At 45.7% G+C, this 24,284-nt stretch carries 21 protein-coding genes; 7 read left to right on the top strand and 14 right to left on the bottom strand.

The window, feature by feature from the left end; all coding sequences use genetic code 11:
* Positions 1–42: 42 nt before the first annotated feature.
* The 5 genes from arcC to aspA all read right to left on the bottom strand — a co-directional run bounded on the left by arcC (position 43) and on the right by aspA (position 7,973).
* The gene (gene arcC / locus AACT18_RS04500; protein ID WP_013855827.1) at positions 43–954 is read right to left on the bottom strand and encodes a carbamate kinase; all 912 of its coding nucleotides are present in this window, start codon (positions 952–954) and stop codon (positions 43–45) included.
* A gap of 73 nt (positions 955–1,027) precedes the next feature.
* A complete protein-coding gene (arcA, locus tag AACT18_RS04495) occupies positions 1,028–2,251 on the bottom strand; it encodes an arginine deiminase (RefSeq protein ID WP_017046788.1) in 1,224 nt (407 codons plus the stop codon).
* Between the two features lie 844 nt (positions 2,252–3,095).
* Positions 3,096–4,541 carry a YfcC family protein gene (locus tag AACT18_RS04490; protein WP_094124620.1) on the bottom strand — a complete coding sequence of 482 codons (1,446 nt, stop codon included), beginning with the start codon at positions 4,539–4,541 and terminating at the stop codon, positions 3,096–3,098.
* A 515-nt stretch (positions 4,542–5,056) separates the two neighbouring features.
* Entirely contained in the window at positions 5,057–6,370 is a 1,314-nt protein-coding gene (locus tag AACT18_RS04485; protein WP_017042196.1) for an anaerobic C4-dicarboxylate transporter family protein, read from the bottom strand.
* A gap of 148 nt (positions 6,371–6,518) precedes the next feature.
* On the bottom strand, positions 6,519–7,973 hold the full coding sequence (gene aspA / locus AACT18_RS04480; RefSeq protein WP_094125175.1) for an aspartate ammonia-lyase: 1,455 nt from the start codon (positions 7,971–7,973) through the stop codon (positions 6,519–6,521).
* 479 nt (positions 7,974–8,452) lie between these two features.
* Between aspA and AACT18_RS04475 the strand changes: the two genes are divergently transcribed.
* Entirely contained in the window at positions 8,453–8,956 is a 504-nt protein-coding gene (locus AACT18_RS04475; protein ID WP_303396197.1) for an FxsA family protein, read from the top strand.
* A 286-nt stretch (positions 8,957–9,242) separates the two neighbouring features.
* Entirely contained in the window at positions 9,243–9,455 is a 213-nt protein-coding gene (gene cspE, locus AACT18_RS04470) for a transcription antiterminator/RNA stability regulator CspE (RefSeq protein ID WP_013855834.1), read from the top strand.
* A 96-nt stretch (positions 9,456–9,551) separates the two neighbouring features.
* Here cspE and AACT18_RS04465 read toward each other — a convergent pair whose 3' ends face one another.
* From AACT18_RS04465 to AACT18_RS04455, 3 genes are all read right to left on the bottom strand, one after another.
* Positions 9,552–10,028 carry a tRNA (cytidine(34)-2'-O)-methyltransferase gene (locus AACT18_RS04465; protein WP_094125367.1) on the bottom strand — a complete coding sequence of 159 codons (477 nt, stop codon included), beginning with the start codon at positions 10,026–10,028 and terminating at the stop codon, positions 9,552–9,554.
* A 99-nt stretch (positions 10,029–10,127) separates the two neighbouring features.
* Positions 10,128–11,528, bottom strand: a complete 1,401-nt coding sequence (gene cpxA, locus AACT18_RS04460; RefSeq protein WP_094125366.1) for an envelope stress sensor histidine kinase CpxA — start codon at positions 11,526–11,528, stop codon at positions 10,128–10,130.
* Positions 11,528–12,214, bottom strand: a complete 687-nt coding sequence (locus AACT18_RS04455) for a response regulator (protein ID WP_081245078.1) — start codon at positions 12,212–12,214, stop codon at positions 11,528–11,530. The genes cpxA and AACT18_RS04455 overlap by 1 nt, the downstream gene beginning before the upstream one ends.
* Positions 12,215–12,397: 183 nt before the next feature.
* On the opposite strand from AACT18_RS04455, the gene AACT18_RS04450 reads away from it, so the two are divergent.
* The 3 genes from AACT18_RS04450 to pfkA all read left to right on the top strand — a co-directional run bounded on the left by AACT18_RS04450 (position 12,398) and on the right by pfkA (position 15,148).
* A complete protein-coding gene (locus AACT18_RS04450) occupies positions 12,398–12,895 on the top strand; it encodes a CpxP family protein (RefSeq protein ID WP_088729197.1) in 498 nt (165 codons plus the stop codon).
* 122 nt (positions 12,896–13,017) lie between these two features.
* Positions 13,018–13,926 carry a CDF family cation-efflux transporter FieF gene (fieF, locus tag AACT18_RS04445; protein WP_010318335.1) on the top strand — a complete coding sequence of 303 codons (909 nt, stop codon included), beginning with the start codon at positions 13,018–13,020 and terminating at the stop codon, positions 13,924–13,926.
* Positions 13,927–14,185: 259 nt separating this feature from the next.
* The gene (pfkA, locus tag AACT18_RS04440) at positions 14,186–15,148 is read left to right on the top strand and encodes a 6-phosphofructokinase (RefSeq protein WP_029388378.1); all 963 of its coding nucleotides are present in this window, start codon (positions 14,186–14,188) and stop codon (positions 15,146–15,148) included.
* 111 nt (positions 15,149–15,259) lie between these two features.
* Here pfkA and glpX read toward each other — a convergent pair whose 3' ends face one another.
* Entirely contained in the window at positions 15,260–16,267 is a 1,008-nt protein-coding gene (gene glpX, locus AACT18_RS04435; RefSeq protein WP_047690609.1) for a class II fructose-bisphosphatase, read from the bottom strand.
* Between the two features lie 317 nt (positions 16,268–16,584).
* On the opposite strand from glpX, the gene zapB reads away from it, so the two are divergent.
* Complete coding sequence (gene zapB, locus AACT18_RS04430) at positions 16,585–16,827, top strand: cell division protein ZapB (protein ID WP_013855843.1); 243 nt, start codon at positions 16,585–16,587, stop codon at positions 16,825–16,827.
* Between the two features lie 118 nt (positions 16,828–16,945).
* On the opposite strand, the gene metF is transcribed toward zapB, so the two are convergent.
* The 3 genes from metF to AACT18_RS04415 all read right to left on the bottom strand — a co-directional run bounded on the left by metF (position 16,946) and on the right by AACT18_RS04415 (position 21,659).
* The gene (gene metF / locus AACT18_RS04425) at positions 16,946–17,836 is read right to left on the bottom strand and encodes a methylenetetrahydrofolate reductase (RefSeq protein WP_017043191.1); all 891 of its coding nucleotides are present in this window, start codon (positions 17,834–17,836) and stop codon (positions 16,946–16,948) included.
* A gap of 245 nt (positions 17,837–18,081) precedes the next feature.
* Entirely contained in the window at positions 18,082–20,493 is a 2,412-nt protein-coding gene (locus tag AACT18_RS04420; RefSeq protein WP_094124732.1) for a bifunctional aspartate kinase/homoserine dehydrogenase II, read from the bottom strand.
* Positions 20,493–21,659, bottom strand: coding sequence for an O-succinylhomoserine (thiol)-lyase (locus AACT18_RS04415; protein ID WP_017049224.1), 1,167 nt, complete (start codon positions 21,657–21,659; stop codon positions 20,493–20,495). The genes AACT18_RS04420 and AACT18_RS04415 overlap by 1 nt, the downstream gene beginning before the upstream one ends.
* Positions 21,660–22,052: 393 nt before the next feature.
* Here AACT18_RS04415 and metJ point away from each other — a divergent pair, with 393 nt between their 5' ends.
* Positions 22,053–22,379, top strand: a complete 327-nt coding sequence (metJ, locus tag AACT18_RS04410) for a met regulon transcriptional regulator MetJ (protein WP_010318342.1) — start codon at positions 22,053–22,055, stop codon at positions 22,377–22,379.
* Between the two features lie 148 nt (positions 22,380–22,527).
* On the opposite strand, the gene AACT18_RS04405 is transcribed toward metJ, so the two are convergent.
* Positions 22,528–23,805 (bottom strand): malic enzyme-like NAD(P)-binding protein, encoded by a 1,278-nt coding sequence (locus AACT18_RS04405; protein ID WP_026027888.1) that lies wholly within the window; start codon positions 23,803–23,805, stop codon positions 22,528–22,530.
* Positions 23,806–24,010: 205 nt separating this feature from the next.
* On the bottom strand, positions 24,011–24,226 hold the full coding sequence (gene rpmE / locus AACT18_RS04400) for a 50S ribosomal protein L31 (protein WP_010318344.1): 216 nt from the start codon (positions 24,224–24,226) through the stop codon (positions 24,011–24,013).
* Positions 24,227–24,284: the final 58 nt, after the last annotated feature.

Below are 24,284 nucleotides of genomic sequence, written 5' to 3'. Positions count from 1 at the left end.
AAAACAGATTCGGTTTATAAAATAGATTTTAAAAACAATGTGTTAGTCACGCGTAATATTGGTACCTGCTGTGCCTTCTAAGATGCGTAGGCCATCTTCTAACGCGCCGATCCCAACGACTTTCCCGCCTTGTTGAATGAATTCGCACGAGGCTTCAATTTTTGGCCCCATAGAACCAGCATCAAATTGATAGTTGGCAAGCTCACTTGGCGTTGTGCTGCGCAGCGCATGTTGGGTTGGTTTACCCCAATCAAGGTAAACGGCGTCAGCATCGGTCAAAATGAGCAGCGCGTCGGCGTTCAATTGTTTGGCAAGAAAGGCAGCAGACATGTCTTTGTCGATCACTGCTTCTACACCGACTAATTTGCCGTTTTCACGTTTGACTGGAATACCGCCACCACCGGTGCAAATCACTAAATGACCAGCACTGATAAGCTGGGAAATCGCATCATGTTCGACGATGCCTATCGGTTGAGGGCTCGGAACCACACGGCGGAAGTATTGGCCGTCAGGCTTGACTGTCCAGTGGTATTTCTCAGCCAATTCACGCGCTTCTGCTTCTTGATAAACTGGGCCAATCGGTTTGGTTGGGTTGGCAAAGGCAGGGTCTTTCGGGTCGACCATCATTTGGGTCAACATGCACGAAATGTTGCGTTCAGGCAGCATGTTTTTGAACTCTTGCATCAACATGTAGCCAATCATCCCTTGAGTTTCACTGCCCAATACGTCGAGTGGGTACGGCGCTACTTTTTTGTATTCGAGACCTTGTAGTGCCAGCAGGCCAACTTGAGGGCCATTGCCATGCACCAGCACCACGTTATAGTGTTTGGCTATTTCGGAAATGGTTTTGACTGCAATTTCAATGTTGCGACGTTGAACATCTGCTTCTAATGGCTGACCACGACGAAGTAGCGCGTTTCCACCTAATGCAACAACAACAGTTTGTTTGCTCATAATTCTATCTCTTCTAAGGTGGGTTGAGGCGTGCAGAGGAAATTTGCCTCAACCCATTTGATTAACCTAAGGGCTAGATACCGTCACGCTCAATTGGGCAGCTCATGCAGCGTGCACCGCCACGGCCACGGCCCAATTCGTCACCAGGAATAGACAGAACAGTGATGCCTGCTTTGTCGTATTTTTCATTGGTATAGGTGTTGCCTTCATAGCCAATCACTACGCCAGGTTTGACGGTTAGGACATTGTTTGCATCGTTCCACTGTTCACGTTCTGCGTTGAAGTTGTCACCGCCCGTTGTGATTAGGTTGAGTTTATCGACGCCAAGTGCTTTTTCGATGGCGGTCACGAAGTAACCTTCTTCTTTGACGTTCACGGCACCAGACTCATCGCCTGTGAGGCTCCAGCATTTCACATCTTTGCGTACCACTTCTGGGTAAACAGAGAAGGTGTCTTCACGCATGTGTGTCATGACGGTATCTAAGTGCATGCAAGAGCGGTGTTTTGGTAGTTCCATCGCAATGATTTGCTTCGCTTGGCCATGTTTAAATAGGCCCGCAGCTAAGTGTTCAACACCTTGCGCTGTGGTGCGCTCAGACATACCAATCAGTACTGCACCTTTGCCAATCACAAGAACGTCGCCACCTTCAATGGTTGAATTATCGTAATTAATGCTCTCGTCATCACCGAAGTATTTAATGAAGTCTTGGCCCGCAAAGCTTGGATGCCAGCGGTAAATCGCACGCACATGGTTGGTTTCACGTTGACGTGCAGGTTTTGCCATCGGGTTGATTGACACGCCACCGTATACCCAGCAAGACGTATCGCGAGTAAATAGATGGTTTGGTAGTGGTTCAATGATGAAATCGGTTGGTGCATGCAAGCCTTGCATCATTGAAGAGGATTTCATTGGCATTTCAGCGTAAGACAAACCACCTGTCAGGATTTTTGCCAATTCAAGGTTTGGCAGATCGCTGAGGTAGCAGCGCACGTCATTCGCAAATGTTTTGCCAAGGCGGTAATCCGATACTTGTTGAGTAAGGAGCCACTCTTTTGCGACGGGAACCGCTAGCGTGTCGGCTAATAGATCGGTCAGCAGTAAAACTTCAACACCTTGGTCACGTAGCGTTTGTGTGAACGCATCATGCTCTTTCCCCGCACGTTCTACGGCCAATACATCATCAAACAAAAGGTCGTGACAGTTGGATGGTGTTAAGTGAGTGAGTGAGCGTCTTGGGCGGTGAACAAGAACTCGACGTAATTGACCAATTTCAGAACCAACATATAACTTACTCATAATAGTATCTCTCTTAATTTATATGCATTTATGCCGTTATATTTTTGACATTAAATTCAACTTGTTCTGGATAAATACATAATTATTTCTGTAGGGAATTCAGTATGAATTTATTTATTCACTTCTTTGTTCTGCAATTAATATTACCCTTGGTCTGTATATGTTCTTAGAGGTCCATCACAGAATGATTTATATTGAAATTCGGCGAAAATAATAGTTTTTTAACAATGTTTATGCAGTGTTTATATTGTGAGTGTTATATTTATTACTGCTTTTTTTATGGATGTTCATTCAATTTAAATCTCACGCAGCACTACTCCATATAGGATCGGTATTTTGGTTGGGAATTTTATGCACCAAAAACCCATCGATAATTCATCGAATGGGTTAAGAATATGCACTTGAAAAGGGTATATAGTTGAATATGAGTCGAAGAAATGGGCTGTGTTAACATAACTTTCTTAATAAAACTTGATCTCACGCAGGCTTTCTAATGTAGATGTTTTGTCTGAATTGGCGTAATAGAGGACGGAAAATGAGAGATGAAATAGCAGGCGATCTGAATTTGGTGATAAAGGAATATAGGCCGCGTTTTATTTAGTCACCAAAAGTGGTTATTTATCCCAGCCGATTGCTATAAAAAAATAGCCATCAAAACTAATGGTTATCTAACGACGTTGAAACCCATCATTTCGTGATTTGGCTAACCGTATCATGTTTAGAACTGAGTAGCTGCGCAGCCAATGAGCCTAAGTCGGCCCGCCAATAAAAAAGCCGCAATCATGCGGCTTTTAGAGGGTGTGACGCGGTTTTCACCTACGACATATCGTTCATCAGTTTGGCGCTATAGCATCGCACCTAGGCTGAGAGATAGCATAATGAATACGCACAATATGCCTAACAGTGGTGCGACCCATTTCACCCAGCGAACATAAGGTACACGAGCAATTGCTAAGCCGCCCATCACTACCGCAGAAGTTGGCGTGATGAGGTTGACTATCCCTGAAGCTGATTGGTAAGCCGTGACGACAAGGTCGCGACCAACGCCTGCAAAGTCAGCCAATGGAGCCATGATGGGCATGGTTAATACCGCAAGGCCAGAAGACGAAGGTACAAGGAAAGAGAGAAGAATTTCCAGTAAATACATTACGTTAATAAAAATGATGGATGAAAGGCCAGTAACCATTTGCTCGGCTGAGAACAAAATAGTGTCGGTGATCATCCCGCGGTCCATGATCACCACAATGCCGCGTGCGATACCAATGATCAGCGCTACGCCTAGTAGGTCTCGTGCGCCATCAATAAAGCTGGTAGTGAATTCCTCTTCACTCATACGAGCAATTAAACCGATAATGATGGTTGCGCCCAAGAACATCGCTGAGATCTCAGCCATCCACCATCCAGCAACAGATACACCATAAATCATCACGCCAAAAGCGGCCGCGAAAATGGTCAAAATAACTTTGCGGGTGGCGGTGAATTCGAGTTTCTCTCCACTTTGGTTGCCAAGGAAGTGAGCTTTGTTCTCTTCGTACTTGTCGTACACAATCGATTTGCTTTGATCTGCTTGCACCATTTTCGCATAGCGCATCACGTACAGTACACAGATAACCCAGCCGACAGCTAACATTGCTAAGCGCAACATGATGCCATCAGTAAACGGAATGCCCGCTGCGTTGGCCGCAATTACGGTGGCAAACGGGTTGATAGTGGAGCCCAGCGTACCGATACCCGCGCCAAGCAGTACGGTAGCGGCGGCAACCAGTGGGTCAAAACGAGCGGCCATCATCACAGGTACGAGTAAGGTGTAGAAAGGTAAGGATTCTTCCGCCATACCGTAAATCGTACCGCCTGCGGCAAACAGCGCCATCAGGATGGGTATCATCAACTCTTCACGCCCTTCAAGCCGCGCTGTTACGCGTTCAATGCCCGCATCAATCGCACCTGTTTTGGTCACTAGGCCCAAAAAGCCACCAATGACTAAAATGAACAGAGACACGTCAATCGCGGCCGCTTCGTAGCTGTTGTGGTCATAAAAGCCGTCAATCGGTGCCATCAACACATCGATCACCCCTTGTGGGTTACCTTCTGCGTGTTGATAAGTTCCCGCAATAGGCACTTCTTTGCCCAGTTCTTCATTCATGGTGCGCTGATACTGACCGGCAGGCACAATCCAGGTTAAAAGGGCCACAAGAGCAATTAGAATGAAAAGGATGGTGTAAGCGGAAGGAAACTTAAAGTTAGCAAAGAAGCCACCTTTAGGTTCCGTGGATACAGTTTGGGTTGTCATAGCGATCTCCTTACACTCAGAGAACAACGAGATTCTGAGTGTGTTCAGCGGCTAATGTTCTTCAGTCTTCCAGCCCATTAAAATATTATCTACTAGGGGTGAAAGAATAAAAAGTTATTGGAACTTCAATTAAATACGTTAAATGAAAAGTTTTAATTATTATTAAGTGAACATAAATGCTCACTTGCTCAGATATCTGTATAAATTCTAAGGTGAGTTTTAAAGCGTAACTTTGTCTTGCTTCACAAAACAATAGTACCGAGTTACACACCATTTTTTTAGGGAATTTAATTTAGGGTAATTGAGTGTAAATAATGGAATTATATTCTTACGCTTTTTATTCGAAGACATGGAGATAGGCGGATAATCGTTGTAGGGTAAATATATTGAAATTTTATTCATTAAGCTGAATGAGTGAAGAGAAGTAATTATTTATTGCTTTATTGATATGTATCAATATTTTATACGTGACAAATAAAAAGGGAGCCAAAGCTCCCTTATAACAATAGTAGAGATTACATCAAAATATTGGAGAACAACAAACCAAAACCAATACTAAACACCATGCTTAACAAGCCTGGGAGCATAAAGCTGTGGTTGAAAATATACTTACCAATACGGGTGGTACCAGTCCGGTCAAAGTCGATAGATGCGATGATAGGGCCGTAGTTTGGAATGAAGAAGTAACCGTTAACGGCAACGAAAACCGCAATAATAATGGCTGGTGGCAAACCCAAGGTTATTGCAACAGGGACTAACACGGCTGTTGTTGCGCCTTGGCTATTGACCATCACCGACAGAGCAAATAATGCGAACGCGAATGTCCATGGTGCGACTTCCACTAAGCCAGAGACCGCTTCTTTGACCATGGCACCATGGCCAGCAATGAAGGTGTCACCTAACCAAGCGATACCGAAGATCGCCACGATGGCACGCATACCTGCATGGAATACGGAACCTTGGCTGATGGCGTTGCCGTCAGGTTTGCACAGTAAAATGATCAGCGCCGCGATAGACAGCATCACGATTTCAATCGTGTGCGCCATCCCCATGGCTGAGCCGTTAAATTGTGGGCGCAAGCTAGGCAATGCACCCATCACCACCACCACAATGGCACCGAACAAAAATAGCCCGACCGATTTTTTCGCTTGTGGCGTGATTTGAATATCAGCAATTGATACTTCTTGTTCCATCTCTGCGCGAAATTCTGGGTCTTGCAAGCGACGTTGATATTCTGGGTCGTCTTTCAGCTCAACACCGATTTTATTGACGAATAAGCACGCGCAAGCCAAACCAAGAATGGTACTTGGGATGGTGATCATCAACACATCCGTTAGCGTGATGCCTTGTGGTTCTAAGAAGGCGACTAACGCCACGACGGCGGCCGCAATTGGGCTAGCTACAATCGCAAATTGTGACGCGATCACCGCCATACCTAAAGGACGTTCTGGGCGAATACCACTGCGACGGCTCACTTCAGCAATAACGGGCAGTACTGAATAGGCCACGTGACCTGTACCAGCCATCATTGTAAAAAAGTAAGTTACCAAAGGGGCGATGAAAGTGATGTGGCGAGGGTTTTTATGCAAAATGTTAGTGGCAATTTTGATCAAATAATCTAAACCGCCAGCCGCTTGCATTGAGGCTGCTGCTGCAACCACGGCCATGATCATCAACATCACATCAATCGGTGGGCTGGTTGGTTGCATGCCAAACCCAAAGCTCAGTACAGCAAGGCCAATACCGCCCATCACACCAAGCCCAATACCACCAATCCTTGCACCAATTAGGATACATCCTAATACGATAAGGAACTCAATTAAGAACATCTTATACTCCTAAAGATAATGAAAAATAGGGTCATTCTACAGGTTCAGCGATATTGAACGGTATGCTTTGCGCCATGATGTAACGCAATTTTTTCTCACTTAATAACTTGTAGAAAGTAAAAAGGCTCTGAATCAGAGCCTTTTTTGATTATTCGTAGCGTTTCGCTTTGTACTGAGGGCGCATAAAGTTTTCGACGGACAAGATGTCATCGAGCTCTTCGGCGGTGAGTAAGCCTCGCTCAAGCACCACTTCACGTACGCTCTTACCCGTTTCCGCACAAATTTTACCCACGATGTCACCTTCATGGTGGCCAATATATGGGTTAAGGTAAGTCACGATACCGATAGAGTTGAATACGTAAGCTTCACACACTTCTTTATTGACAGTGATGCCGTCAACACACTTGTCACGAAGGTTTATGCAGGCGTTTGAAAGAATTTCAATTGACTCAAACATGCTTTGTGCAATCACAGGTTCCATCACGTTTAGCTGTAATTGGCCACCTTCTGCGGCAAAGGAAATAGTGTTGTCGTTACCAAGTACTTTAAAGCACACTTGGTTGACCACTTCAGGCACCACAGGGTTTACTTTTGCAGGCATGATGGAAGACCCAGCTTGCAGTTCAGGTAGGTTCAACTCGTTTAGACCCGCGCGAGGGCCAGATGAAAGAAGACGTAAGTCATTACAGATTTTAGAGAGTTTCACAGCAAGGCGTTTTAGCGCGCCGTGCGCCATAACATAAGCTCCGCAGTCTGACGTTGCTTCAATTAAATCTTCTGCTGGAACGACAGGTAAACCCGTTACGGCGGCTAGGTGTTTCACCGCAGCCGCTTGATAACCTGGCGCCGCATTAAGGCCAGTACCGATCGCTGTTGCACCAAGGTTGATCTCAAGCAGCAGTTTAGAGGTGTACTCTAGGTTGCGGATCTCTTCATTAATAGTGACCGCCCAAGCTCGGAACTCTTGTCCTACAGTCATCGGTACGGCATCTTGCAGTTGGGTACGACCCATTTTTAAAATACCTGAGAATTCTTGGCTTTTTAGCTCGAACGCACCTTTTAGGTACGCAATAGAATCAATCAGTTTCAGGATGCTGTTGTATACCGCAATGCGAAAACCGGTAGGGTAAGCACAGTTGGTCGATTGGCTTTTATTGACGTGGTCGTTCGGGTTGATGAACTCGTACTGACCCTTTTCTTTACCCATTAATTCCAGAGCAAGGTTCGCGATCACTTCGTTGGTGTTCATATTGACAGAAGTGCCGGCTCCGCCTTGGTATACGTCTGACGGAAATTGATCCATGCACTTACCTGTTTCTAGGATCAAGTCACACGCTTGGAGGATGTAGTTGGCCACTTGGCTTGGAATGACGCCGAGCTCTTTGTTGGCTAGCGTGGCAGCTTTTTTGGTCATCACCATACCGCGTACAAATTCAGGCACATCAGAAATGGTTGATTTTGAAATATTAAAGTTTTCGATAGCGCGCAGCGTATGAATGCCGTAATACGCGTCAGCAGGAACGTGACGTTGACCTAATAGATCTTCTTCAATACGAGTGGCCGAGTTAGCTGTAGCAGCTGTCGTTTCTGATAGGGTAGCCATAACAGGATCCTTAGAGAATTATTCTGATAATTAGTGAAATTATTAGCCATTTCTGCAGTTTAAGAATCCATTCGTCAGAATTTTAGGCTGGAAAATCCGTCCTGACTTCTGTGGCACATCATACTCAACCTAGATTTAAAAAATAGTAAGTGGATCACCTTTTAGGTCAATATTTTATGAAAATTTGATACGCACTCACATGCGTTATTTTTAGGTTTTAAAAACAGTTATCGCGTTGATAAATAGTTGTGATGCCGGCGGTTGGATTTGTCTGTGTGGTATGAGATTTGTTCAGGTTTTGTTAGCAAAATGAGCGAATGAATGGATTTCAGATAGAGCCAATATTCGGTCTATTTTAAGATAGATACTGGCTCTATTTAGTCATTTAGGCTGTGAGGTGGTGCTCTTTGATTGAGCGTTGAGTGTTGTAGTCGCCTGTGGTTGACGGTAAGGTGAGAGCAATAAACAAAGGAGGGCGTGTGTTTCCAATCTTACTTCTGGCTTTTATTTTTGTGCCAATCATTGAAATTGGTCTCTTTATCCAAGTAGGCAGCTTGCTAGGTATGTGGCCAACTATCGCCTTGGTGCTGATTACGGCATTTGTTGGTGCATCATTGGTTCGTAGTCAAGGGATACAAACTTTACTTAGCGTTCAACACCATTTGCACCAAGGTGAGCTACCTGCGCAGCAAATTATTGAGGGCGTGATGCTGGCGGTGGCGGGTGTGCTGCTTTTAGTACCGGGTTTTTTGACCGATGCACTTGGTATGGTGGTGCTATTGCCTGCACCTCGGGCTTTGCTTGCCAACTATTTGATGAATAAAGTAGTGGTGAATGGTGTATCAGGCCGTTTTCAGGCGCAGTTTGATGATAGCCGTCATAACAAAGCCCCATTTGATCGTGATTTTGAACCATCTGAAACGGGAAAAACCTTCGAAGGTGAATTTGAACGTAAAGATGATGAGCATAATAGTTTGAAATAAAAGACTTTTTATGGTGTTCCTTACTCTATTGTTTTGAGTTGTAAAAATTAAATGCCGAAATAGATTGCTTAGTGCAACGTTAGCGAATATAGTTACCTCGCTCTGTTGTTCAGGGGTTATTAATGAAACAAAAAATAAAAGTAAAAGTAAATTCTCAGAATCCCATCGTAAAAGTTGATGTCCTCAGTGTTTCCCTTACCTTATTAGTAACATTAAATAATTCAATCTATCAGTGCATTGCGCATAAGCGCGATAACTTTATGAATTTAAATAAAAGGGACACATTATGTCTAACAAAACAACTGGTTCTGTAAAATGGTTTAACGAAACTAAAGGTTTCGGCTTCCTTACTCAAGATAACGGCGGCGCTGACGTGTTCGTACATTTCAATGCAATCGCTTCTGACGGTTTCAAAACTCTAATTGAAGGCCAAAAAGTGTCTTTCAATGTAGAAAACGGTCAAAAAGGCCTACAAGCAGCTCAAGTAACTGTTCTGTAATCTAGCCTAATATCTAGAATTAATAAAAAGGTCGCCTAGGCGGCCTTTTTGCTATTTGGTGATTTATCTTCCTACCGTTTTAGAGCACTAGCGCTGTTATTGCGCACCTTCAAAGCCCATTTGACGCCACGCTTCAAACGCAATAATAGCGACCGCATTAGAGAGATTTAAACTGCGAGCTTCTGCCATCATCGGAATACGAATACGTTGTGTCATCGGTAGGCTTGCGATGACTTGCGCTGGTAATCCACGAGTTTCTGGGCCAAACATCAACACATCTCCTTTTTGAAACTGCGCATCGACGTGGTGCCCCGTGGTTTTAGTGGTACAAGCAAAAATCCGGTACGTTTCGCGCTCTGCATTGAGGTAGTCCATAAAGGCATCCAAGTTGGCATGACGCGTTACGCGCGCTAAATCGTGGTAATCAAGCCCTGCGCGGCGCACTTTCTTCTCTTCTAGATCAAAGCCTAGCGGTTCAATAAGATGCAAATTAGCGCCGCAATTGGCACACAAGCGAATAATATTTCCGGTATTAGGGGCGATTTCAGGTTCGTAAAGTGCGATATCAAACATGGTATAGCTGCTCTTAAAGAGTGTGGGCCGGAAGTATAAGGTGACGAGCCTATTGAGTACAAGTCACCTGTTATTTGGCGATATAGGCATAAGTGGAATTTAACTATCCAATGGGAGCGTGAATTGTACTTTTAACCCACCTAATTGGCTGCGACTTGCGTGAATAGTACCGCTGTGTTGACGAATGGCACTTTCGGTGATGGCTAAACCTAACCCTGTACCACCACTGTGCCTATCACGCGCAGTGGAAACACGATAAAAGGGGCGGAAAATATCGTCTAACTCGTTTTCGGGAACGCCTTCACCATTGTCTTCCACGCAAATCGATAGTCTGCCTTTTTCGACCGAAAAGGTAATATTGATTTCATCTTTGCCATAGTAAATGGCGTTACGCACAATGTTTTCCAATGCGCTCATCAGCAGTTTTGGTGTGCCGGAAATCGTGTGCGGTGGAATCGCATTATAGGTGAGTCTTTTTTCCATCTGCTCCGCCTCAAATTGGGCATCACTCAATAATTCCTCCCATAAACTGGATAGCGGTTGAGTTTCTCGGCTGAGATGGCTATTGGTTTGCATACGCGAAAGCGTCAGAAGTTCACCGATCATCTGCTCTAAACGCTGTGCTTCGGTGTCGATCCGCTCCAATTCTGAGCTGCTACCTTGTTTTCGAGTGGCAAGTGCATTGGCCATTCTCAGTCGCGTTAAAGGGGAGCGCAGTTCGTGTGAAATATCCGACAGCAATCGCTGCTGGCCAGAAATCATCTGATTGACGGCTTCTACCATTTGGTTAAAGCTTCGTCCCGCTTGGCGAAATTCACTGGTGCCTTTTTCTAAGCTTGGGTCGACCACAAATTCGCCGCGAGCGACCCGTTTGGCTGCTTGCTCGAGGCGGCTGGCGGGTTGACTCAATGCCCATGCGAGCCATAGGAGTAGTGGTGTACTGACGAGCATCACGGCAAGCAGTAGGCCGAACGGACGGTCAAACAGTTGCAATAAGAACGGGGGGGGCTCATTCCAGCGAATACCGACAAACATGAGTAGATCTTGCTTGGCAAGGGTGATTGGCAATGGACCTGAAATCATATAACGGCCATAGAGCTTCTGTTGTGGCTTATCAATGGATTCAATGCTGGTCACGAAATTTTGGAGTGCTTTAAACTTAAAGTCGGCTTGAGTTTTGGTGGTGAGGATTGTGCCATCTGGCGTTGTGATAAAGAATTGTGGAGTGCCGTTCTTCTCGCGCATGTGCCCTTCACCACGCTTGTTGCTGCTACTTTCTAAACGAAAGAGGATGCGTGTGAGTTCATGCTCATCTTTAAACATACTCTCTATTTTCTGTTTTAAGTGTGTAAGACGTTGGTATTCATCGCTAGGTATATCACGGGTTTTACGAGGATCAAGGTGCGGCAGTGCTAATACTGCGATCAGCACCAGCAGCATCGTAAACCAAAAAATGGCAAAAATTCTGCCATAAAGGCTATTGATTTTAGGTAGGCGCATTAATCCTCCAGAATCATGAGGTAGCCACGACCACGCAGCGTTTTAATCCGTGATTTACCATCGACACGCTCAGGTAATTTCTTGCGTAAATTCGAGACGTGCATATCAATCGCGCGGTCAAAGGCCGCCAACCGTTTTCCTAGAACATCAAGGCTGAGCGCTTCTTTAGTTAAGGTTTCGCCTGGGTTTTGCACAAAATGAGTCAGCAAGGCAAATTCCGTGGTGGTAAGGTCCAACAATTGCCCTTGGCAATAGGCTTCCTGCTTGCTGGGGTATACTTGAATATCTTGGCACTCAATGACTTCATTATGTTTGGTGCCATTGGTGGTTTGGGTTCGGCGCAAAATCGCGCGAATGCGTGCCAGCAGTTCTCGGTCACTGAAAGGCTTCGGTAAATAGTCATCCGCGCCGAGTTCTAAACCGATGACGCGATCGATCTCCTCTCCTTTGGCGGTGAGCATTAATACCGGGGTATGCCAGTTTTCACGTAACTTTTTCAGCGTTTCCATCCCATTAAGTTTAGGCATCATTACATCGAGTAAGACAAGATCAATGCGATCATGAATGGCCGCGAGCCCGCTCTCTCCATCATTCGCTTCAGAGACATCGAAGCCTTCATAGCTCAAGACTTCTTTTAGTAAGCTGGTGAGCTCAGTATCATCATCAATCAGAAGAATATGCGCCATGTGTCGCCTCGTCGTTGGGGAAGTTATGGGTACAGTTTACTGCGAAATAGGCAAGATATTCAGTGAGCAATAAGCTCTTTACGATTCTTTACGCTCACTATACGTTGCTTTACCGTACAGGCCCTATTCTACACTCAAGCGCTGTGAATACAGCTTGTTAGAATCCACTTAGTGAAGGAATAGATGATGAAAATGGCAAAAAAATTAGTACTTGCGGCGGTGATACTTCCTCTGACTCTTAGCACAGCAAGCGTCTTTGCATTTGGTGGTAAAGAGCAGCATAAAGGCCCAAATGATGACTGTGGCGGTTTTGATCGCGGCATGATGCAGCAGCTTGATTTGACGTCTGATCAACAAGCAAAGTTGAAAGGAATGCGTGAGGCGAATCGCGAAGCGATGAAGGGTGAGCACAAAGGTCAACGCCAAGCGAAAATGAAAGCGCACCATGACAAAGTACAGGCTCTCGTGCTCGCTGAGAACTTTGATGCGGCAGCGGCAAATGAACTAGCCAAAGAGATGGTCGATCAACAGGTCGCTCACCGTGTCAAGATGCTAGAAAAACGTCATGACATGATGAGTGTGCTAACTCCGGAACAAAAAGCAAAACTGCAAACGCTACAACAAGATCGCATGCAGAAGTGCATGGAAAATGGTCCTAAGCACATGAAAAAAAATAGCTAGTCATTGATAACCGCTAATAATTGATACTAGGCCTCGGGTGAGGCCTGTTCATTTTTGTGTCATATTCATTCTTAATTTGAGAAGGTATACTACCTGCTCATTCTCAAGTTGATTTTAGTGATATGAAACAAGAATACGCACGCCTTGTTACGCTTGCTGCCTGGACAGCAACCCTTGTGGCCTCATTGTTGCTGATAGTAAAAGTGATCGCTTGGTGGGTTACTGGCTCGGTCAGCCTACTCGCATCCTTGATTGATTCCTTACTTGATATTGCCGCTTCCGTGGTCAATTTAATTGTGGTGCGTTACGCACTGCAGCCCGCAGATAAAGAGCACGCCTTTGGTCATGGTAAGGCGGAATCGCTTGCAGCCCTTGCTCAGGCGATGTTCATTTCAGGCTCAGCCTGTTTTCTTATCCTCAATGGGGTTGACCGTTTTTTCCGCCCACACGAATTAACCTCTCCTGAATATGGCGTTTATGTCAGCCTGTTTGCAATGCTAGTGACTTTTGGCTTAGTGTTGTTCCAAAAGCATGTGGTGAAAAAAACGGGCAGCCAAGCCATTGCTGCGGATTCATTGCATTACCAAACCGATTTGTTCATGAATGCGGCGATTATGATCGCGCTTATATTGAGCTGGTTTGGCTTTAAACAGGCCGATGCCATCTTTGCGATCGGCATTGGCGTTTATATTCTTTATAGTGCTTTTCGTATGGTACAAGAGGCCATTCAGACCTTATTGGATCGTAAGTTACCTGATGAAGAATTGAAGCAAATCCGCACAGAATGTCTTTCTGTGGCTGGTGTGTTGGGTGTGCATCAATTAAGAACTCGCATGTCTGGACCTGTAAGATTCATTCAGTTACATCTGGAACTAGATGACAATATCCGCTTGATTGAGGCGCATCGCATTTCCGATGAGGTGGAAGATAAGCTACTCGAGGCTTTTCCCGGAGCTGATGTATTAATCCACCAAGATCCTTATTCTGTGGTGTTTGGACCAGAAAAAAAGCAAAAATCACAAGGGTGGTAGCGACAAAAACGCGCTTATTAACTATCTTTTTAAGAACAATAAATAAGCCTGATTCTGATATGAATCAACAAAGCATTAACTCAAAACTGTAATACTCTTACATAAGTAGCAAACTTACATAATTTCGTGCAAATAACAGTAGTATTCCTCTTTAGGAAAGGTAACATTATGCACAGATTAGAAAGATTTTGCTGTCGGTTTTATCGCTAACGGACAGCGTAAAAATTAGTATTAAGTTCCCAAAAAATCGAGGGTGAGCATGATTAAGAAGATCGGTGTTTTGACTAGTGGCGGTGACGCACCTGGCATGAACGCAGCAATCCGTGGTGTTGTTCGTACGGCACTCGGTGCTGATTTGGAAGTATTTGGTATTTACGATGGCTACCTTGGTCTTTATGAAGATCGTATTAAAAAATTGGATCGTTCAAGCGTTTCTGACGTTATCAATAAAGGTGGTACTTTCCTAGGTTCTGCGCGTTTCCCTGAATTTCGTGAAGTCGCAGTACGTGAAAAAGCGATCGAAAACCTAAGAAAGCATGGTATTGATGCTTTAGTTGTCATCGGCGGTGACGGTTCTTACATGGGTGCGAAAAAGCTGACCGAAATGGGTTTTCCATGCGTTGGTTTACCAGGCACGATTGATAACGACATTGCAGGTACCGATTACACCATTGGCTACTTAACAGCATTAAATACGGTTATCGATGCGATTGACCGTTTACGTGATACTTCCTCTTCTCATCAACGTATTTCTATTGTTGAAATTATGGGTCGTCATTGCGGTGATTTGACTCTGATGTCGGCGATTGCAGGCGGTTGTGAATACATCATCACCCCTGAAACTGGCCTGAATATGGAGCAACTGATTGCAAATGTTCAAGACGGTATTAAGAAAGGTAAGAAACACGCCATTATTGCACTGACTGAGTTGATGATGGATGCTAACCAACTGTCGAAAGAAATTGAAAAAGCAACGGGACGTGAAACTCGCGCTACCGTGCTGGGTCATATTCAACGCGGTGGTCGCCCGACGGCGTTTGACCGTGTTCTTGCGTCACGCATGGGTAATTTTGCGGTACATTTACTGCTTGATGGCCACGGTGGTCGTTGTGTTGGTATTCAGAAAGAGCAGTTGGTTCACCACGATATTATCGACGCAATTGAAAATATGAAGCGTCCAGTTCGCACTGATTTGTATAAAGTGGCTGAAGAGCTGTTTTAATCGCTTCTTCCATCTCGGTATAAAGTGAGTAAATAAAAAAGACCGCATTGCGGTCTTTTTTGTCTCTCTATGCTTTGTCGTTAAAATAAAACAGAGCAAAGCACTGGCGGATTACAAAATGATCGCGCGCACTTCTGGGTCTTTGCGTTCTAAGTAGTGAATTGATTTAATACGGCGAATGGTACGACAGCGGCCACGAATTAATAGCGTTTCTGTGGTGGCGATGTTGCCTTTGCGGGTAATACCTTCCAGCAGATCCCCTTTGGTGATACCAGTAGCTGAGAAAATGACGTTATCACTGCGGGCCATCTCTTCCATTTTCAACACTATGCCAGCTTCGACACCCATTTCCGCGCAGCGAGCTAACTCTTTTGCACCGTAAATGCGGTTTTCTTCCGTATCGCCTTTGACTTCATGACGTGGTAGTAGACGGCCATGCATGTCACCATCTAGAGCTCGGATGACCGCGGCTGAAACCACTCCTTCAGGTGCACCGCCGATGCAGTACATCACGTCGACTTCACTATCAGGCATACAAGTTAGGATCGAGGCGGCGACATCGCCATCTGGCACAGCAAACACGCGAACACCCATCTCTTGCATCTGCGCTATGGTGGCATCATGGCGAGGTTTCGCTAAGGTGATCACAACTAGAGTGTTTAATGGTTTATTCAGCGCGGCGGCGATATTTTCTAAATTCTCTTTTAAAGGCTTATTGAGGTCAATGCACCCTTTAGCGCCGGGGCCAACCACCAATTTTTCCATGTACATATCAGGTGCTTTAAGGAAGCTGCCTTTTTCGCCAGCCGCCAAAACAGCCAATGCGTTTGACTGGCCCATTGCCGTCATGCGCGTACCTTCAATAGGATCCACTGCGATATCAACCGCATCGCCACCAAGGCCAACAAGCTCGCCAATGTAGAGCATTGGAGCATCGTCAATTTCGCCTTCACCGATTACAATTTCACCTTGGATGTCGGTTTTATTGAGTAGGTTGCGCATGACTTCTACCGCTGCGCCATCGGCCGCATTTTTATCGCCTCGACCAAGCCATTTGTAACCTGCCAGTGCGGCACCTTCAGTGACTCGAGAGAATGCCATTGCTAAATCGCGTTTCATGCTAGCTCCAAAGAAAAGGGAATAGGAAATTTCGGCGGGAATTTTAGCATATCAAATAGTAAACGTTTGCTTTTTTAGTTCGCAAGGGTTGCACTTGATCAAAGCTAAGCCTCAAATTGAGCAAATCTATGGTCAGATAAAGTGTTTTTCGGCCTAGGTTTGGCGCTTAAGTGAGTTGACGGTTAAGTTGAGCCGATTTTTTAGCCAAATAGCGAGAAAATTTGCATATAGTGAGTGTTTCTGAGCGCTGTGCTGAGTAGAATGAACCAATAAGTGAAATTTTGTTCACCTCAACCGAATAACTAAGGGTATGCACCATGTCTTTTGAAGTATTAGAACTACTAGAAGCAAAAATTCAAACCGCAGTTGACACCATCGCACTTCTACAAATGGAAGTGGAAGAGCTTAAAGAAGAGAAACAGCAGCTCGTGAATGAAGCGAATGAGCTAAAAGTAGCGCGTGAAGAGCTTGAGCAAAAAGCGCAACAAATGGAGCAAGAGCAGAGTGCATGGCAAGATCGTATTCGTAGCTTACTTGGTAAAATGGACGACGTGGAATAATCTGCACACTTAAGTGATACCACAACGCCGACATCAAGTCGGCGTTACTTTTAATCAATCATCGCGTTTTATCACGAGCAACATTTACCAATAATAGCGTTATGAGTGCAGAGAAAGTTTATGCTTTCGGTCTTACGCCCAACGTATGGCACAATGCGTAGGTCATTTCAGCGCGATTGAGCGTATAGAAATGGAAGTCTTTGACGCCTTCACGGCTTAAAATGCGAACCATGTCAATTGCTTGGCTTGCACCCACGAGCTGGCGTGTGGTTGGGTCATCATCTAATCCATTAAATTGTTTCGCCATCCATCCGGGGACTTTAACGTTGTTTTGCGCGGCAAAGCGAGAAGCTTGTTTAAAGTTTGATACCGGTAGAATGCCCGGTACAATTTCAGCATCAATACCAGCAGCTACGCAGCGGTCGCGAAATCGTAAGTAGCTTTCAACATCAAAAAAGAATTGAGTAATTGCGCGGTTTGCACCTGCATCAATTTTGCGTTTTAGATTGACCAGATCGGATTGCGCGCTTTTCGCTTCAGGGTGGACTTCTGGAAATGCCGCGACAGAAATATCAAAATCATGGCGAGATTTGAGTAGAGTAACTAAGTCGGAAGCATACATTTCTGGTTTGCCGCCACCAGCGGGAATATCGCCACGCAGTGCAACTATATTCTGGATGCCGTTGTGCCAGTAGTCATCGGCAATCTGAATCAGCTCATCGCGAGAGGCATCAATGCAAGTGAGGTGCGGTGCTGCAATAAGGCCAGTTTGATCTTTAATCTCTTTAATGATCGAATGGGTGCGGTCGCGCTCGCCAGAGTTTGCTCCGTAAGTTACAGAAACAAATTTAGGTTGCAGGGTTTTTAAACGGTGAACGGAATTCCACAATGTCTCTTCCATTTGCGCTGAGCTGGGTGGAAAAAACTCAAATGAGACATTGATATTATCTGATAGCTCAGCCACGTTCTGGTTGAGTGCATCAATATGACCGGCGTGCGTGTATCCCATTTTATTTCTCCCTGTGGCGTTTTTGCGCCAATCTATCATTCCTTAAGTTGACGTTTAGACGTCTATATGTCCACAGAATGTATTGAATAGCATTTAATGTCAACACTGTAATTATGAATATTATTCATGTTGATTGTGAGTGACCTTCAAGTCATGCTCAACCTCGGTATGCATGACCTAATATCATCCTTTCGCAGTTAAATTAAGGAGCCTAGTGGCCCCTTAATCTGGAATAAGCTGGAGTGTTACAGCAAGCTTGACAGCAAGTTGAGGTCCGATTGGATAGCTCCTGCTGTCACTTCTCTACCAGCGCCCGGGCCACGAATCACTAACGGGTTATCGCGATACCATTTACTCTCGATAGCAAAAATGTTGTCACAAGGCAAAAGGTTAGCCAAAGCGTGTTCACGCTCTAAAGCTTCAACCCCCACCGTTGCTTTGCCATTTTTCTCAAGCCTTGCGACATAGCGTAGCACTTTATCTTCACGTTGTGCTTTGGTTAGTCTCTCTGCTAATTTTTCACTCAGTAGTTGGCCTTTGTCTAAAAAGTCATCCAGTGAGAGGTGCTTGAGCTCATCAGGAACCAGTGATTCAACTTTGACATTTTCCGGTTCGATATGTAATCCCGCTTCACGGGCTAGGATCACCAGTTTGCGCATTACGTCTGAACCATCCAGATCGCTGCGCGGATCAGGCTCGGTAAGTCCTTGTTGCCATGCTAAATCGACCAGTTCGCTAAACGGTATTGAGCCGTCGAATTGCTGAAATAACCAAGATAAAGTGCCAGAGAAAATACCAGAGAGGGCGACGATTTCATCACCGCTTTCACGCAAATCACGTACCGTGTGGTTAATGGGTAAGCCTGCGCCAACCGTTGCGTTGTAGAGCCAATGGCGGCTAATTTTCGCGAACGCTTCTTTGATTTGGTGGTAATCGACGCTAGAGGAAGAGCCCGCGACTTTATTCGCTGAGATGAGGTGCATCCCATTTTCAGCAATGTTGAGGTAGTGATCAGCCAGTTCTTTGCTTGCGGTTACATCGAGCACAACCGCTTCGTCATATCCTTGAATATTGCTTAATCGTTGTAGCCAAGCCATTCCTTCACTGGCAATCGCTTCATCGTCAAAATGCTTTAAAACCGATGCCGCATCAATCCCTTGCTCATCAAACCAATAGGTTTGGCTATCGACCACCGCGACCAACTCAAAGTTCATGCCATGGCGTTTTTCTAACTCTGATTTTTGTTCAGCAAAAAGTTTTAACCAACTCGAACCAATGTTGCCTTTGCCACACAGTGCCAGTGCGACCCGTTTTTGCGCCTGAAATAGTTGGTTATGCATACCCACCACTAAGGGGGTGATCGGCGTTTTACGCAGTACCGCGACTAAACTCAGCCCAGATTCGGCTTCACAGATAAACTCGATCGGTGATGAACGTAGCTGTTGATAAAAGCCGTAGCAGTGATTGGGGTTTTTCGTCACTCCCGCACCCACAGCACCCACTAATGAAAAGCCTTCTTTGAGTTTAATTTCCGCTTCAAAAGCGGCATCTTGCAGATGGGCTAGGGCTCCGCCTGAAATCTCAGCAGTATAGGCAAGACGCAGTTGGTGTTGATCGGCTTGAGTATCGAAAGCTAGCGGTTCGAGTTGAGCACGACGCAAGCTGCGCAGTACATCATTTTGTAGGCGCTGGAAGTCATGCCCGTGAGCAAAATTAAGCTCAATCAACAGCACATCATCAAGTGAAGTAATGATTTTGGCACCGCGTCCCGATGCCAATACACGCTCAATACGAGTCGATCCTGCTTCGGGTTGATAACTGCAGCGCAAGTGCAAATCCATGGTGCTTTGCGCCACGGGCTGCAAAGTTCGGCTGTGCAATACTGGGGCGGCAAGGCGCGCTAACTCGTTGGTTTCGTCCAAACGCAGTAGCGGCAGTAAACAGGCATCACTAACAATGCGCGGGTCGGCGCTATAAACACCGGCCACATCACTCCAAATCGTTACTCGGTTTACTTCCGCAAGTGCGCCGATCATAGTGGCGGAGTAATCGGAACCATTGCGCCCAAGTAGCACAGTATCACCTTGTTCACTGCGAGCCATAAAGCCTGTGATGATCACTCGGTGATGCGCGTGTTGTGCCAAAATTTCTTTCAGCAAAGGGTAGGAGCGAGCGCGATCCACTTCCGGTTGTGTGCCTGCTTGCGCGCGAAGAAATTCGCGGGCGTCTTGTGCCACAGCCGCAAGGTTATGTTGATTGAGTAACGCCGCCAATAAGCGTGATGACCACACTTCACCATGGCCAAGTACCGCCGCTTGTTGAGCTGGCGATAGGGGCGCGCAAAGCTGACCCAAGGTGCGAATTTCGTTGGTGAGTAAAGTGATGAGCGGTTGCGCTGCATCTTCATCGAGCAGCGCGTTGATTAAATCGATTTGGTACTGACGGACCGATTGCAAGTTCTCATGAGCCACTCGGCCATCTTTATTGAGAGCGTCGAGAAATTCGATTAAACGATTGGTGGTTTTTCCTGCGGCAGAAACCACCACCAAATCATCAGCTTGAGAATACTCTTTTAAGATATTAACGACCCGTTTGTAGCATTCAGGATCGGCAAGGCTGCTACCGCCAAACTTGTGTAATTGACGTAGGGCAGTCATTAATAGGCCTCCTTCGCTTTAGCAAAGGCTTGAGCGAGATCGTCAATCAAATCTTGGGCATCTTCTAAGCCGACCGATAGGCGTAATAGCTGCTGTGAAACACCGGCTTCGGCCAACGCTTCTTCGCCCATCGCTCGGTGAGTCATCGAAGCGGGGTGGCAGATTAAGCTCTCCACGCCTCCTAATGATTCTGCCAGTGAGAATAATGTTAACTGAGAGACAAAATATTTGAGCTGTTCAAAGCTGCCCGCAAACTCAAAACTTAGCATAGATCCAAAGCCAGATTGCTGCTTTTTCGCTATCTCATGGCCAGGATGCTCTGGCAAACTCGGGTGATAAATGACCTTTACTAAGGCTTCGCTTTGCAGATAGTCCAAAATGGCACGTGAGCTTTCCTCATGGACGCGCATTCTTGCGCCTAAGGTACGAATGCCACGCAGCGTCATATAGCTATCAAAAGGGGTTCCCGTTGAGCCAAGGCAGTTGCCCCACCATGCTAGCTCTTCAGCGTGCTGCTCTGTTTTGGTGATAACAACTCCGCCAATCACATCGGAGTGGCCGTTGATGAATTTGGTGGTGGAGTGGATGACAAAATCTGCGCCCAACTCTAATGGTTTTTGGAAAACTGGCGTTAAGAAGGTGTTGTCAACCGCCACTAATGCACCGACGGCGTGTGCTTGTTGGCAAATATCAGCAATATCTACCACGCGAACCAATGGGTTGGATGGGGTTTCAATGAGTACCAATTTGGGTTTTTTCGCCAAAGCGGCCTGCAAAGCGTTTGGATCGGATTGATCAATAAAGAGTGTCTTAAAATCGCCTTTTTTGGCGCGTGTATTAAACAGTCGATATGTGCCACCGTAACAGTCATGCGGGGCCACGATCAGATCGTCAGGACTTAAAAAGGCGGAAACCCATAGATTCAGCGCCGAAGTGCCACAGTTAGTCACCACTGCGCCTTGACCCGATTCGAGTTCAAACAACGCTTTTTCGAGCAGACCTCGATTTGGGTTGCCAGAGCGTGTGTAATCGTATTTAGGCACTTCACCAAACGCAGGAAAGCTATAATTTGTCGAAAGATAAATTGGAGGCACAACAGCATGATATTGAGAGTCGGATTCAATACCGGTTCTAACGGCGATGGTGGCTGGCTTGCGAGTGGTCATGACGGTTTCCTTACTTAATTAAACTCAATAAACTGACTTTTATTGAGGGGTTCCTGCTTTATCTGGGGACAACGAAAGGGCAACGTCCATTGTCTCGAGTATTAGCTATATCCGATAGTGCGTGAGATTGCTATCCCCTTTCTAACTTGAAGTTGCTGCGATGTTGGCTAGGTTCACCTACTTCAATCACATAGTCTGGCTGCCTTGACTTGCCGCTCTGCTGAAATTTCAAGTATTTCGGGTATCTCTTTGTCGATAATGGCACACTTTACTGAACTCAAAAGAAGACGTCAATATATCTAGACGTCTATATGTCTTTGCTTGTGGCGGTAAATCCCGCTAAAATCCAACTTTCAAATTTTTAACGACCAATTACGATAACGAAGGTGCGCAATGGCAGACTGGAATGGGGAATACATTAGCCCATATGCTGAACATGGGAAGAAGAGTGAGCAAGTCAAAAAAATCACCGTTTCAATCCCATTGAAAGTGTTGAAAGTATTAACTGATGAGCGCACTCGCCGTCAAATCAATAACTTACGCCACGCAACGAACAGTGAGCTGCTGTGTGAAGCCTTCTTGCATGCTTATACCGGTCAACCTTTACCGACCGACGAAGATTTGAGAAAAGATCGTCCAGACGATATTCCGACGGAAGCAAAAGCATTAATGACCGCCATGGGCATTGAATTTGAAGCGTATGATGATGAAGAAGTGTAGCGCGTAATTGCGGTACAACGAGATAAAATCGAGAGGATACTGGGTAAGTTGCCATTGTGACTTTGGCTCTGTGTCTCAGAATATAAAAAAACCGCTGAAAGTCAGCGGTTTTTTTTCGAGCGAGGCATTTAGCCGCTCAAGCTTGTGATTATTCTTGCATGTAATTGACAGGCATCTCGATTCGAGCGACGCCAGAGTCAACCGCTGCTTGAGCAACCGCTTTAGCAACACGAGGCAGTAGGCGTGGGTCCATCGGTTTTGGAATGATGTATTCAGGGCCGAAACTTAACGCTTTTACGCCTGCAGCTTTCAACACTTCAGCCGGCACTTCTTCTTTAGCCAGTTCACGTATCGCCTCAACTGCGGCTAGCTTCATTTGGTCATTAATTTCACTAGCACGGACATCCAAAGCGCCACGGAAAATAAATGGGAAGCACAACACATTGTTGACTTGGTTTGGATAATCGCTACGGCCTGTGCCGAGAATTAAATCGTCACGTACCGCGCGTGCGAGTTCCGGTTTAATTTCTGGATCCGGGTTTGAGCAAGCAAATACGATCGGTTTATCGGCCATTAATTTTAGCGCTTCGGCAGGCAGCAGGTTGGGGCCTGACACACCTAGGAATAAGTCAGCGCCTTCAATCACATCTTCCAGTGTGCGTTTGTCGGTGTTATTAGCAAACAACTGCTTATATTCATTAATGTCATCGCGACGAGTATGAATCACACCTTTGCGATCAAGCATGTAGATTTTTTCACGCATTGCGCCGCACTTAATCAATAGTTCCATGCAAGCGGTGGCTGCTGCGCCAGCGCCAAGACAGACGATAGTGCATTCGTTGAGTTTCTTGCCTTGCAGTTCAATCGCATTGAGCATGCCAGCTGCGGTAACAATCGCAGTGCCGTGTTGATCGTCATGGAAAACAGGCACATTACAGCGTTCGATCAAACGGCGTTCAATCTCAAAGCAATCTGGTGCTTTGATATCTTCTAAGTTGATGCCGCCAAAGGTGTCGGCGATGTTGGCAACCGTATCGACAAATTCATCGATTGTGCGGTGTTTTACTTCAATATCAATTGAATCAAGTCCAGCAAAGCGTTTAAACAGTAGCGCTTTTCCTTCCATGACGGGCTTGGAAGCCATCGGACCTAAGTTACCTAAACCAAGAATAGCCGTGCCGTTTGAGATCACAGCGACGGTGTTGCCTTTCGCAGTGTATTTATAAACGTTGTCGATGTTCTGTGCGATTTCACGAACCGGTTCAGCAACGCCCGGGCTGTAAGCTAAAGCAAGGTCTTCAGCCGAGTCGGCAGGCTTAGTTAGTGAAATGGCAATTTTACCCGCGGTTGGGTAAGCATGGTAATCGAGTGCGCGTTGGCGAAATTGTTCTTCTGCCGTTAATTCTTGGTGAGTGTCATCAGACATAGGTATAAGTGCTCGTGTTGGATTGGAAAAGGTCCATAATTCTAATGGATGTCGCTCAAACTTCCTAGGCGGGAACCTGACGTGCTTCATCAAAAAATGGAGAAAATGTCGCAGATAAGACCAGTGCGTACTGACAACTATACAAAAAATGCCAACAAAAAAGGATGCCGAAGCATCCTTTTTTAATTTTCTAGCAAAAAAGAGATTATTTGCTAGAAAGAGCACCGAAACGCTTGTTGAAGCGATCTACACGGCCGCCAGTATCAACGATACGTTGCTTACCAGTGTAGAATGGGTGACATTTGTCACACACGTCTAGGTGGATAGAATCTTTGCCTAGCGTTGAGCTGAACTCGAAAGAGTTGCCGCAAGAACAAGTCGCGCTAACTGCTTTGTACTCTGGATGGATACCAGCTTTCATGGGATAACCTCAAATTGGGCCGCGTCGCTATCCGAATCGAAGCCGGACACCACACGTA

The sequence above is a fragment of the Vibrio sp. V04_P4A5T148 genome (assembly GCF_963875605.1).
Classification (GTDB): Bacteria; Pseudomonadota; Gammaproteobacteria; order Enterobacterales; family Vibrionaceae; genus Vibrio; species Vibrio anguillarum.
This window is presented reverse-complemented; position numbering and strand designations above follow the sequence as displayed.